At 57.5% G+C, this 13133-nt stretch carries 13 protein-coding genes; 7 read left to right on the top strand and 6 right to left on the bottom strand.

Features of this window, described 5'->3' with window-relative positions:
- Positions 1–11: 11 nt before the first annotated feature.
- The 6 genes from ruvA to FHW16_RS09430 all read right to left on the bottom strand — a co-directional run bounded on the left by ruvA (position 12) and on the right by FHW16_RS09430 (position 6059).
- Positions 12–629, bottom strand: coding sequence for a Holliday junction branch migration protein RuvA (gene ruvA / locus FHW16_RS09455; RefSeq protein WP_182548811.1), 618 nt, complete (start codon positions 627–629; stop codon positions 12–14).
- Positions 626–1153: a crossover junction endodeoxyribonuclease RuvC gene (ruvC, locus tag FHW16_RS09450; RefSeq protein ID WP_182548809.1), complete on the bottom strand. Its 528-nt coding sequence runs from the start codon at positions 1151–1153 to the stop codon at positions 626–628. The genes ruvA and ruvC overlap by 4 nt, the downstream gene beginning before the upstream one ends.
- Before the next feature lie 97 nt (positions 1154–1250).
- On the bottom strand, positions 1251–1796 hold the full coding sequence (locus FHW16_RS09445; protein WP_246711642.1) for a DUF1465 family protein: 546 nt from the start codon (positions 1794–1796) through the stop codon (positions 1251–1253).
- 354 nt (positions 1797–2150) lie between these two features.
- A complete protein-coding gene (locus tag FHW16_RS09440; protein WP_182548808.1) occupies positions 2151–3797 on the bottom strand; it encodes an acyl-CoA synthetase in 1647 nt (548 codons plus the stop codon).
- Between the two features lie 138 nt (positions 3798–3935).
- On the bottom strand, positions 3936–5153 hold the full coding sequence (locus FHW16_RS09435) for an OpgC domain-containing protein (protein ID WP_182548806.1): 1218 nt from the start codon (positions 5151–5153) through the stop codon (positions 3936–3938).
- 138 nt (positions 5154–5291) lie between these two features.
- Positions 5292–6059 carry a sulfite exporter TauE/SafE family protein gene (locus tag FHW16_RS09430; RefSeq protein ID WP_182548805.1) on the bottom strand — a complete coding sequence of 256 codons (768 nt, stop codon included), beginning with the start codon at positions 6057–6059 and terminating at the stop codon, positions 5292–5294.
- A gap of 236 nt (positions 6060–6295) precedes the next feature.
- Between FHW16_RS09430 and FHW16_RS09425 the strand changes: the two genes are divergently transcribed.
- From FHW16_RS09425 to FHW16_RS09395, 7 genes are all read left to right on the top strand, one after another.
- The gene (locus FHW16_RS09425; protein ID WP_182548803.1) at positions 6296–6952 is read left to right on the top strand and encodes a thiamine phosphate synthase; all 657 of its coding nucleotides are present in this window, start codon (positions 6296–6298) and stop codon (positions 6950–6952) included.
- 4 nt (positions 6953–6956) lie between these two features.
- Entirely contained in the window at positions 6957–8060 is a 1104-nt protein-coding gene (locus FHW16_RS09420) for an SEL1-like repeat protein (protein WP_182548802.1), read from the top strand.
- A 34-nt stretch (positions 8061–8094) separates the two neighbouring features.
- The gene (locus FHW16_RS09415) at positions 8095–9258 is read left to right on the top strand and encodes a M20 aminoacylase family protein (protein WP_182548800.1); all 1164 of its coding nucleotides are present in this window, start codon (positions 8095–8097) and stop codon (positions 9256–9258) included.
- Positions 9259–9407: 149 nt separating this feature from the next.
- Positions 9408–9971 carry an elongation factor P gene (gene efp / locus FHW16_RS09410; protein ID WP_182548798.1) on the top strand — a complete coding sequence of 188 codons (564 nt, stop codon included), beginning with the start codon at positions 9408–9410 and terminating at the stop codon, positions 9969–9971.
- Between the two features lie 68 nt (positions 9972–10039).
- On the top strand, positions 10040–10831 hold the full coding sequence (locus tag FHW16_RS09405) for an inositol monophosphatase family protein (RefSeq protein ID WP_182548796.1): 792 nt from the start codon (positions 10040–10042) through the stop codon (positions 10829–10831).
- 242 nt (positions 10832–11073) lie between these two features.
- On the top strand, positions 11074–12096 hold the full coding sequence (locus tag FHW16_RS09400; RefSeq protein WP_182548794.1) for a MotA/TolQ/ExbB proton channel family protein: 1023 nt from the start codon (positions 11074–11076) through the stop codon (positions 12094–12096).
- Positions 12097–12098: 2 nt separating this feature from the next.
- Positions 12099–13130 (top strand): peptidoglycan -binding protein, encoded by a 1032-nt coding sequence (locus tag FHW16_RS09395; protein ID WP_182548792.1) that lies wholly within the window; start codon positions 12099–12101, stop codon positions 13128–13130.
- Positions 13131–13133 lie beyond the last annotated feature (3 nt).

Here is a 13133-nt window from a genome sequence, read left to right as displayed (position 1 = left end):
AGGCAACCGTATCACCGGGAAAGTTCCTTCAGACCAAGCCGGATCAGTTTGGCGGAATCGGCATCTTCACCCGCATCGCGCAAAGCGGCGGCGATGGCATTGGCGGCCTGATCGCGGGAATAGCCGAGGTTCGTCAGGGCCGATACGGCGTCGGTAACCGGCGCCGGGGCCACGCCCTCACCCAGTTCCTGTTTGAGGCCAATAGTGCCCATGGCCTCACCCGCAAAGGCAGGTGCCTTGTTCTTGAGCTCGATGACGATGCGCTCGGCCACCTTCTTGCCGACACCCGGCGCCCGGCTGACCATGGCGATATCACGCAGGGCAATGGCATTGGCCAGATCGGAGGGGGACAGGACCCCAAGAACACTGAGGGCAACCTTGGCACCGATGCCCTGCACGCTCTGCAGCAGACGGAACCATTCGCGTTCCAGCGCCGTACCGAACCCGAAGAGCCGGATCAGGTCTTCCCGCACATACGTTTCGATGAGGAGCACAGCCGCTTCACCCGGTCCGGGCATGTTCGACAGCGTCCGCGCTGAACAATAGGCAACATAGCCGACACCATGCACATCGAGGATCACATGATCCTCGGCAATTTCGTCGACGGTACCCTTCAACTTTCCGATCATAGCTGTGCCGCCAGTTTACGTTCGATGGCAATACGGCCGATGGCACTTTGCCGGTGGTGCGCATGACAGATGGCAACGGCCAGTGCGTCCGCGGCATCGTCCGTATCGAACGTGGCCTTGGGCATAAGCACTCTCACCATCATGTGAATCTGTTTCTTTTCACCATGCCCGACCCCGATCACTGCTTTCTTGACCGCATTGGGAGCATATTCGGCAACGGGCAATCCGGCCAGCGCCGGAACAAGCAAAGCAATACCGCGCGCCTGTCCGAGTTTCAGCGTCGCCGTGGCGTCCTTGTTGACGAAGGTGTGTTCGACAGCCGCCTCGTGGGGCATCTGGCCGTGAATGATTCCGGCAAGCCCGTCATGCAGCTGGCAAAGGCGCGATGCGAGATCCAGCTTGGCATCGGAAAGGATTGTACCCGAGGCAACAAAGCGCAGGGAATTGCCGAGCGTCTCGATCATGCCCCATCCGGTCCGCCGCAGGCCGGGATCAATTCCAATGATGCGAATCGCTTCTTTCATGTCGAGACCTTATCGAGCTGTCAGGGAACTTGACAGCAGAAAGGTGAACAAAAGAGAAACAAATCCGGATGTTGTGCACGATTATCGTGCGCGAGGATCAGCGATGGGCGAATGCGGTGGCAAGCAGGCTTATCTGGTCGGACACCGGATTGGTCGTCAGAGCCCGCCTTTGCGTGGTCCCGGCACCATCATTGTAGATTTCATCATCCATCTGACGAACCCGCGCCTGCAGGCGCAGCGACCGGTGCACCAGATCGCAATAGTCGAACGGAATCTCGTCCCATCCCGATACGGTTTCGGGGGCAGAATCCGTATCGAGACGGACCTTTGCCTTTTCCGACAGGACCTGCTCCTGAGTCATTTCCCCGCTGCGCGAGGCTCTTTGCAGCAACAGCCAGGAGGCGACCTGCATCAAGCGTGTCGTCAGGCGCATGGATTCTGCAGCATAGAGCGTGGCTGCGACGCGGCTCAGCCGCTTGGCTTCCGCACGGCCTTCGCCATCGAGATAGGCGGCAGCCTCTTCCACCAGGCTCATGCCCTCATCGTAGATGTGATTGAACGTTTCCGAACGGACCATACGGTCAGCCAGCCGGATTGTATTGTTAACGCGGAATTCCTGTTCAACCATTCTATGCCCTGTCATTAAAAATCCGCTGATTCTCAAAGCAGCGCTCTCTTACTGGGACAGCAAGCAGCTCACCACAACGGCCAACGGGTAGTATTCCCCACCAACCTGCCCCTATGCACACATGAGCGCAAGTTTATCCTTAATAAAGGGTTAACGTCAGGACCGTCCTGTGGATATGAACAAAAAAAAGAGCCGCAAAACATGGCGGCTCTCAGGAGTCTAACAGGGAGGCGTCAAACAAAGTGGCCAAACCACTTGGTAAGAATCCAGAAAACTGGATGATCAATTTATAGCTTGTAATGCTTAACAACTGGTTAATGGTGACATCGGCATTCGAACCAACATGCCCGTGATGCGGCACGAAATCACTCAGATCGCCATCAATTTCGCCCGTTTTCGCAGTTCAAATTTCTGGATTTTCCCAGTCGACGTCTTCGGTATTTCCTCGAAAAGCACATGGCGCGGCACCTTGAAACGGGCGAGCAAAGTCCGGCAATGCGCGATCAGTTCCTCCTCGGTTGCTGCCTGCCCCGGCTTGAGTTCCACGAAGGCCAGCGGCGTCTCACCCCACTTGTCATCCGGACGTGCCACCACGGCACAGGCGCCGACGGCTGGGAACTTGTAAAGTGCATCCTCGACTTCGATGGAGGAGATGTTCTCGCCGCCCGAAATTATAATGTCCTTTGAACGATCCTTCAGCTGGATGTAGCCATCCGGGTACATGACCCCGAGGTCGCCGGAGTGGAACCAGCCGCCTGAAAAGGCCGCATCACTGGCCGTCCGGTTTTTGAGGTAGCCCTTCATGACGATGTTGCCGCGGAACATGACCTCGCCGATCGTCTCGCCATCGGCAGGGACGGGTTGCATGGTTTCGGGATCAAGCACCGCCAGATCTTCCAGTGCCGCATAGCGTACACCCTGACGCGCCTTCTTCGCCGTGCGCGACGACACTTCCAGCGCATCCCACTCATCCTGCCATTCATTGACGACGGCAGGACCATAGGTTTCCGTTAGACCGTAGAGATGCGTAACGGCAAATCCGGCGTCAACCATCCCGGCCAGAACCGACTCCGGCGGCGGTGCAGCAGCCGTGTTGAAGGTCACCGTCTGCGGGAATCCGCGCTTGTCCTTGTCAGCCGCATTGATCAGCACGGACATGACAATCGGCGCACCGCAGAGATGCGTCACACCGAGATCGGCAATGGCATCATAGATCTGCTTTGCCCTCACCCAACGCAGACAGACATGGGTGCCAAACTGCAGGGCCAGCGTCCACGGGAAACACCAGCCATTGCAATGGAACATCGGCAGCGTCCAGAGATAGACCGGATAGCGTCCCATGCCGGAGGCCACCACATTCCCGTAACCCATCAGCGCCGCACCGCGATGGTGGTAGACCACGCCTTTCGGATCGCCTGTCGTTCCCGAGGTATAATTGAGCGTGATGGAATCCCATTCATCATCGGGCATCGACCAGGCGTAATCGGGATCGCCACTGGCAACGAAGGCTTCGTAGTCCAGGGTGCCAAACGGCTCGCCTTGCGGATAGGGCGCATCATCAGGATATTGCGTGTCGATGAAGTCGATGACCAGTGGCTTGACTTTGGCAAGCGTCAGGGCTTCACGGAAAACGCCTGAGAATTCCGTATCCACAATGGCGACCTTGGTTTCCGCGTGATCAAGCTGGAACGCAATCACCGCGGCATCGAGGCGTGTATTGACCGAATGCAGCACTGCCTTTGTCATCGGGACGCCGAAATGCGCCTCCAGCATGGGCGGCGTGTTCGACAGCATCACCGTGACCGTATCGCCCTTGCCGATACCGTGGCGCGCCAATGCCGACGCCAATTGCCGGGTGCGGCGGTAAAATGTGCCGTAATCAACGCGCTGCGAGCCATGAATGATCGCTGTTCTCGATGGATAGACCCGCGCTGCACGCTCCAGGTAGGTCAGCGGCGTCAGCGGCTGATAGTTCGCCGCATTGCGCTCAAGATCACGATCAAAAATTCCACCCATACACGCCTCCCAAAGCATTGCATGATGAAAGCTTAGACCAACGCGGCAAATGATGGCTAACGGTTTTTCGCGCGCTCAAATAAAAGGCCCGTCCTGAAAATCAGGACGGGCCAATAGTCCGGCAAGTCAAAGGGTCAATCAGGAAACAGCTGACTTGGCGGTTCCGGATTTCATGCCCGAATTCATCGATGCGCCATGGACCGGCCTGCCAGCCACGACGAGTTTCGATTTTGCCTGTTGCGGGGCCTGTGCCGGACGCTTGCCCCAACCGATGCTCGGCAGCCATTCCAGATAATAGGCGAGCGCAAACTGCGCCATGATTCCGCTGGCGATCAGAAGCGTGTCATCAAGCACATCGCCGGGGTTCATCACCTTGACGATCTGCGCCACCATGGCGAGAATTGTCCCGGCAATGAAGACGGGCAGCGAATGCTTGCCCAGAATGGCCAACGGATGATCTTCCGGCGTCCGCGCCAGATTCGAAATGGCTGGAACCGAAACAATCACATAGGCCAATGCCAGAACGTGGGCGAGACGGGTCAGCGACAGGAAGGTCTTGTCAAAGCCGGTGACCACCATGGGCAGGCCCATGGATGTATCGATACCCCAAAGCGGCACCCGTACCCAGATCAGTGCAAGCAGGATGTAACCCACGGAAAATCCGAACAGATATTTATTGAACGCAATCTGACCGCCACGGCGCACATGCATCACGCCTGCAATACCGATAACGAACAGGAACTGCCACGACAGCGGATTGAGAAACCACACACCGTCAGTCGGATAGTTCGGCGGCGCAATCTGGTAAACACCGGATACAAGCCACAACAGGCCGGAAAACCCGACCATGGCCGACAGGCTGATATTGGCCATGAACAGGAAGAGCGGCAGCATAAGCAGCAGCACGCCGTACATCGACAGGATATTGTTGTAGCCGAGCTGATGTCCCATCGTCGCAAGCCCGATCAGCGCCTTGGCGGGCTGATCCATCAATGGCCCGATATTGATGTAGGACATGAATTCCGGCCTTTGGAGATAGATGCCGGCAGCACAGAAGATGGCCAGTGTCGCCACCGTCGTCAGAATATGCGCGCTGTACAGCGTCGCGGCGCGGCGCCACGCTTTCAGCGTCAACAGGAAGCGATTGCCCGCTTCAAACCTGGGACCATAGGCCAGTCCGACGGCAATGCCTGATATCAGCACGAAAGCCTCGGCTGAATCGGAAAACCCAAGGTTCTTATGGGTAAGATGTTCGAAAACGGTTCCCGGCACGTGGTTGATGAAGATCGTCAGCAGTGCCAGAGCCCGGAAAACATCGATGCGGGTATCCCGCTGTTTGAGCTGTGTCTGTGTCATAGCATTCACCAATTCCTGTCATGCAAGATTCAATCACAGCACTCCCGGCCCCTTGTGGGAGTGATCTTCGACGGTTGCGATTGATAATGTTTACATAGTCCGAAAGTTGCGATTCGGTCGATCAACTTTCGTTCATAATTATAACAACGCGGCTATTCCATCGTACGAAAGCTTCAATCCCATCAATAGGATCATGATATACATGAAGGGATAGAACACTTCGGGACGCATGCGTTTTACAATCCATGCACCCGCAAAAGTTGCGAGCGGTGCTATAGGCACCAGAACCGCAGCAGCCTTGAGATTCTCAGCGTCGAACTGGCCCAAAGCAAAATAAGGAATGACTTTCACCGCATTGATAATCGCGAAAAAAATCACGCTCGTACCGTTATAAACCTTCGGATCCTGACGCAATGGCAGCGCATAGACCTGATAGGGCGGGCCGCCCGCATGGGCGACAAAACTTGTGAACCCGGCGATGGTTGACCAGAAGGTTGCGGCAGCCGCATTGTGCGGTTGCGCTGCTGCGCGCCTGGCGGCACTTGTAAAAATATAGCGCGCAAAAAAGATGATCGCGACGGCACCGACGATGAGTTTGACCATGTCATCGGTGACAACCGATGCAGTCAGCCAGCCGATCCCAACACCGAGCAATCCGCCCGGCAGCATCAACTTCAGCGCCTTCGTGTCACGATAGCCGCGCCAGCTCCACAGGCTGGCCGCGTCCATGATAATGAGGATCGGCAACATGATGGCAGCTGCTTGCACCGGTGGCATGACCAGCGCCATCAACGGCACACCGACCTGCCCCATGGCACCGCCAAGCCCGCCTTTCGACAGTCCGATCAGAATCGTAGCCGGAACAGCGGCAGCATAGAACCATGGGTTCAACAGGAGATCGTGCATGATGGAGATCCGCAAGGAGGGTCCACCATCCTTAACTGATCACATCGGCACTTGAAAAATGCTTTTTGGCCACAACCACCTGTTTGCTACTAAGTAATTACGTCGTAAGACTAATATGCAACAGGGTATGATGGCTTGGGACATCGAAAAGGCTGTTCAAATGCACAGCCATCCTCTATGCCCGAATTCCATCACGATTGCCCATTCTATAGAGAACGATTGTAAGGTTGCAGCCGATGAATAATGAACAGACACCCCAACGCTGCCGTATCGTTCTGATCGCACCTCCCGCTGCGACAACAGACGAACTGGCCCGGAAACTCACCGACGCCCTGTCAGGCGGCGATGTCGCTTCTGTACTCCTGCCTCCCTACGAGACCGACGAAACCTTGTTCCAGAACATGGCTGAAGCTGCTGTTCCGATCATCCAGGGTGCTGGAGCGGCGGCCATCATTGTTGGAAACACACAGGTTGCGGGCCGGGTAAAGGCTGACGGCCTGCACATGGAAGGCTCGGCCAGCGACCTTGCTGCCAACGTCCAGCGGTTCTCGCCCAAGCTCATTGTCGGTACCGGCAATATCAAGAATCGCCACACCGCCCTCGAAATTGGTGAAGCCCAGCCTGATTACGTCCTTTTCGGCAAGATTGGCGCGGACACAACACCGGAAGCCCACCCGCGCAATGTCGAACTTGCCGATTGGTGGGCATCGATGATCGAGATTCCCTGTATTGTTCAGGCTGGCAATACACTTGAAAGTATTACAGACGCCGCCGCCACCGGTGCGGAATTCATCGCCCTCGGCGCCGCTGTTTTCAGCCATGACAAACCGGCAGAAGCCATCAAGGAAGCGAACCGGCTCCTCGACGAGCACGCACCGCGATTTGAGGACTAGGCCCATGGGAGCAAAATCAGGAAATCTCGTTTGCGCCGTTGCGGCAGTGCTGGCAGCCTTCCCGGTTTTGACGCATGGGGTTGCTGCCCAGACTACAACGGCACCGACGGCCACTGAAACACCGGCTGCCCCCGCCGTCAATCATGCGCCGCCGTTGACCTCGGTGCCCACTGATGCGCCGCAACAGCTTGAAGCACCGCAAACCACCCCGAAGCAGGACAAGCCGAAGCTGGCGAGTGATCCGACCCTCGACATTGTCAATCCGACACGCTTCGGCAAAGCGCCTGTCGATGAGGCATTCGGTGCCTATCAGCGCGGTCTTTACAAGACCGCTTATAATCTTGCCCTGCCCCGCGCCGAAAGCGGTGACGGTGCGGCACAGGTGCTCATCGCCGATATGCTCGCGCGCGGGCTGGGCGTACCCGTCAATCTGGTTGAGTCGGCAAAATGGTACGGCAAGGCAGCCGAGCAGGGCGTTCCCGAAGCGCAGTTCCGTTACGGCGCAATTCTGCTCCAGGGCAAATATGCATCCAAGGACCCTGCCAGGGCCAAAACCCTGATGAAGGCAGCAGCCGATGGCGGCAATGCGAGGGCACAGTTCAATTATGGCCAGATACTTATGCAGGAGCACCCGGGCGCGTTGGGCCTCGAAAATGCCTATCCATGGTTCCTGAAAGCGGCAGCGCAAGGGCTCCCCGACGGGGAATATGCGGTCAGTCAGATTCTCGCCAATGGCACGCTGGCTGTTCCGCGTGATGATGTGAAGGCCCGCGGATATCTTATCAAGGCGGCAAACCGCGGTTATGACACGGCGCAGCTCGATCTTGGCCGCTGGCTGGTCGAAGGGCGTGGCGGTCCGCGTGATTATGTATCGGGTTTCGGCTGGACCTTGCGCGCGGCGGTTGGCGGTAATGTCGCAGCACAGGCGCAACTCGCCAAGCTTTACTATCAGGGCCTCGGGGTTGAAGGTGATTCCGTCAAGGCCGCGGCCTGGTACATGGTTGCCAGACGCGCGGGGCTGACCGATCCCGAACTTGATTCTTTTATGGACGGCCTCGACGATGACCAGATGAAGGCCGCTCTGACGGAAGCCAACAGGTTGCGGTGAACCGCAACGACAAACCAGAAGTGGGAAATGTAGAATGCCGTTGATTAACCGAGCCCATGAAATGCAACCGAGTGTCGCCGAATGGCGCCGGCATCTGCATGAAAACCCGGAAATCCTTTACGACGTGCATGAAACAGCAAGGTTTGTTGCTGAAAAACTTCAGTCGTTCGGTTGCGATACGATAGAAACAGGTATTGGCAAGACCGGTGTGGTGGGTATCATCCAAGGCCGTCACGGCGACGGACCTGTAATCGGCCTGCGCGCCGATATGGACGCCTTGCCGATCGTTGAAGCTAGCGGCAAGCCATGGGCTTCGAAGACGGCAGGTAAAATGCATGCCTGCGGTCACGATGGCCACACTGCCATGCTCCTCGGTGCGGCGCAGTATCTCGCTGAAACCCGCAATTTCCGCGGTTCGGTGGCCGTCATCTTCCAGCCGGCTGAAGAAGGCGGCGCCGGAGCGCTGGCCATGATCAATGACGGGTTGATGGACCGGTTCGCCATCAAGGAAGTCTATGGCATGCACAATGCGCCGGGTCTGCCCGTTGGCCAGTTTGCCCTGCGCAAAGGCTCCATCATGGCGGCGACGGACGAATTCGAGATCAAGGTCGTCGGCCGCGGCGGTCACGCAGCCAAGCCGCATACCACGGTCGATCCCGTCGTCATGTCCGCGCACACGGTGCTTGCCCTGCAATCGCTCGTGTCGCGCGAACTCGATCCGCTCAAGTCCCTCGTCATTTCTGTGGCCATGATTCACGGAGGTGATGCGACCAACGTCATTCCGAACAGCGTGACGCTGTCGGGTACTGTGCGCACCCTCATGCCCGAAGTACGTGAATTCGCCCGCAAACGCGTAACCGAAGTGGCCGAAGCGACAGCTGCGGTTTTTGGCGGCAGGGCCGAGGTCAAATATGATCAGGGCTATCCCGTCACATTCAACCATGACCGCGAGACGGATTTTGCCACAGGCGTCGCACAGCTGATCGCCGGTGACAGCGCTGTAAACACCAGTATGCCGCCTGTGATGGGTGCCGAGGATTTTTCCTACATGCTGGAAAAGCGCCCTGGCGCCTTCATTTTCCTTGGCAATGGCGACACGGCCGCCCTGCACAATTCGGCCTATGATTTCAATGATGATGCCATCCCCTACGGCATCAGCTATTGGGTTTCCGTGGCGGAAACGGCGCTCGCCGCATAATCATGTGGTCGTATCAGTGAAAAGAGCCTTAACCGGCTCTTTTTGCGCTTTCTCTTGCCTATCGCGCGATTTTGTGGTCTTGGAGGCCCCAATATCGGCTGCCGCCGACACGTCGGCGCCCGGTTCTCAACAGCAATCCGGATAAACAAATGAAAATCAACGGTAATGAAATCCGTCCTGGCAATGTGATCGAGCATGATGGCAGCCTTTGGGTCGCCGTCAGAACGAACGCAGTCAAGCCCGGCAAGGGCGGCGCCTACAATCAGGTCGAACTGAAGAACCTCCTCAACGGCACAAAGCTCAACGAGCGCTTCCGCGCCGCTGAAACCGTTGAAAAGGTTCGCCTCGAGCAGAAGGATTTCTCCTTCCTCTACGAACAGGGCGAAGCGCTGATTTTCATGGACACCACCAGCTACGAACAGCTGGAACTGCAGAAGGATTTCGTCGGCGATCGCGCTGCGTTCCTGCAGGACGGCATGATGGTTACTGTTGAACTTTACGACGAACGTCCAATCGGCATTTCCCTGCCGGATTACGTCACCCTCGCCATCACCGAGGCTGACCCGGTCGTCAAGGGCCAGACTGCAGCTTCATCCTACAAGCCGGCTGTGCTCGAAAACGGCATTCGCGTTCTCGTTCCACCGTTCATTTCGTCGGGTGAACGCATCATCGTTGACACCAACGAACTGACCTACGTCCGCCGCGCTGACTAAGCAGGCAATATCGGGCGCCGCATGGACTGGCGCCCGCATCAACGAATTCAGACGGAGAATGATCTGAAATGGCGCGTTCAGCGATCCTCAATGTAATGGTGCAGGCAGCTATGAAGGCTGGCCGCTCCCTGGCGCGCGATTTCGGCGAAGTGCAGAATCTGCAGGTCTCGCTCAAGGGCCCTGGCGACTACGTCAGCCAGGCTGACCGCAAGGCCGAAGAAATCATCTATACCGAACTGCGCCGTGCCCGTCCTGACTACAGCTTCCTGATGGAAGAAACCGGCGCGGTTGAAGGCAGCGACGGCCAGCATCGCTGGCTCGTTGACCCGCTCGATGGCACCACCAACTTTCTGCACGGCATTCCGATGTTTGCAGTATCCATTGCACTGGAGCGTCAGGGCCAGATCGTTGCAGGCGTGATATTCAATCCGGCCATGGACGAGCTCTATACGGCAGAACGTGGCGGCGGTGCATTCCTCAATGATCGCCGCCTGCGCGTCTCCGGACGTATCAAGCTGGTTGATTCCGTCATCGGCACGGGCGTGCCGCACCTTGGCCGCGGCCATCATGGCGATTACCTCGTGCAGTTGCGCAACGTCATGGGCGAAGTCTCCGGTATTCGCCGCATGGGTGCCGCAGCCCTCGATCTGGCAGCAGTCGCTGCGGGCCGCTTTGACGGTTTCTGGGAAGATGGCCTTTCCCCCTGGGATACGGGTGCAGGCATCATCATGGTTCGCGAAGCCGGTGGTTTCGTCACGGATCTCGAAGGCAGCCAGGACGTTGTTGAAAGCAAGTTCATTGTCGCAGGCAACGAAGCCATTCAGCGTGCGCTTTTGAAGACATTGAAGAAGCCAATCTGAGCATTGTCCGGTCCGGCGGCTGAAGCAGCGCGAAATCAGAATAAATCCGGCTCTCGTGGTTCGATTCTGACATTCGCGTGGCTTGGCTAAGGTCAAATTCGTTCCGCTAACCGCATTGCACCTTCCATTTTAACCTTGATTTCGGTTAGGGTCGCATAAACCGATTTGGGTTTGTGCGATTTCCGTTCGTCCAGTGACACGAACGAGGTTGCTTGGCGTGTGACGAATGCGGAGACGATGTAATGGCTGACTTCAGTTCAACCCGCCGGGTCATGGACGGTGACGACTATGATCCCTACAGGCTCTCCAGCCCGCGGCTTGTGCTTCTGTCGATGGCGATCTTTCTGGCGATTGTCGCCTTTCTGGCCGCCATTCTCTTCCGCCAGATATCAGGGTTTTTCACCACCAATCCCGGCCTGAACGGCCTCATCATCGGTGTTCTCATCGTCGGTATTCTCCTGGCATTTGGTCAGGTCATCCGGCTTTTCCGTGAAGTTCGCTGGGTAAATTCCTTCCGGGAAGGCAATTCGGACCCGAACTCCAAACCTGTCATGCTGGCCCCCATGCGGGCCCTGATCGGACGACGCCAATCCATGGCGCTTTCGACCAACGCCATGCGCTCCATGCTCGATTCCATCGCCACCCGTCTCGATGAAACCCGTGACGTCTCGCGCTACCTCATCGGACTTCTGGTGTTTCTCGGGCTGCTCGGCACGTTCTGGGGCCTGCTCGAAACTATCGGTTCCATTGGCCAGACGATCCAGTCGCTCGATCCGCGCGCGGGTGATGCCAACGGTGTCCTCGATGCGCTCAAAGCAGGCCTGCAATCACCGCTCAAGGGTATGGGCACAGCCTTTTCATCCTCGCTGTTTGGCCTTTCCGGCTCCCTTGTCCTCGGGTTTCTCGATTTGCAGGCCGGCCGCGCCCAGAACCGTTTTTACACCGAACTGGAAAACTGGCTGTCGAGCGTGACAGATCTTGGTTCGGACCTGCACGCGCTTGATGGCGCCAACAGTGGCACAACAGATGAATTGCGCTCGCTGTCCGAACGCCTGCAGAACATCCAGGAAACCGGAGGCTCCAGCCAGCGCACCACGGCCGCCTTAGCCAGCTTGGCCGAAGGCATTCAGGGCCTGGTCAAGAACATGCGTTCCGAGCAGCAGCTGATGCGAGACTGGGTGGAAAAGCAGGCGGAAGAGCAGAAATCCATGCGCGAGACCCTCGCCAAACTCAGCAATGCGGTCAGCCGCAACAAGGACAACTGAGAATGGCGCTCGGTCGCAATCGCCGCGCTATCCGGCATGTGGATTATTGGCCGGGCTTTGTCGACGCGCTGTCGACACTGCTGTTGGCGATCATGTTTCTCCTGTCAGTGTTCGTTCTGGCGCAGTTCCTGCTCAGTCAGGAAATCACCGGCAAGGACGCTGTGCTCAACCGGCTGAATTCCCAGATCAACGAACTGACCCAGATGCTTTCGCTCGAACAGGGCAACAAGCAGGATCTGGAAGACACCATTGCCAATCTGCAGGCTTCGCTGACCAAGGCCCAGAATGAACAATCCCGTCTGCAGGCGGTATTGTCCCAGGGCGCAGGTGCCGGTGCTGCGGCGGAAGGCAAGATCAGCGAACTCACCAGCGGCCTGGAGAACGAAAAGCAGCTGAGCGCCCGCGCCCTTTCGCAGGTGGAAATTCTCAACCAGCAGATTCTGGCGCTGCGCAAGCAGATCGGTGCGCTGGAAGAAGCCCTCAATGCATCGGAGTCCCGGGACAAGGAATCCAACACCAAGATCGCTGATCTCGGCAAGCGGCTGAATGTTGCCCTCGCCCAGCGCGTGCAGGAACTCAACCGTTACCGTTCAGACTTCTTCGGCCGTCTGCGCGAAATCCTCTCCGACCGCGAAAACATCCGCATAGTCGGCGACCGCTTTGTCTTCCAGTCCGAAGTGCTGTTCCCATCGGGCCAGGCAGTGCTGAACGAGGCCGGCAGCGAGGAAATGAAGAAGCTCGCATTGGCCTTGATCGATCTGCAGAAGGAAATCCCTGACGAGATAAACTGGGTCCTGCGTGTCGACGGTCATACGGACAACGTGGCGCTTTCGGGCACGGGCCAGTTCAAGGACAACTGGGAACTTTCCGCCGCACGCGCCATCTCGGTGGTAAAATTCCTGATCGCCAACGGTGTTTCTGCCAACCGTCTGGTGGCCGCAGGCTTTGGCGAGTTCCAGCCGCTTGAGCCCGGCGATACGCCAGAAGTGCGTTCGCGCAACCGCCGCATCGAACTCAAGCTGACCGAACGCTGATCG

Origin of the sequence: Phyllobacterium myrsinacearum (genome assembly GCF_014138285.1) — a bacterium.
Taxonomy (GTDB): Bacteria; Pseudomonadota; Alphaproteobacteria; order Rhizobiales; family Rhizobiaceae; genus Phyllobacterium; species Phyllobacterium myrsinacearum_A.
This window is presented reverse-complemented; position numbering and strand designations above follow the sequence as displayed.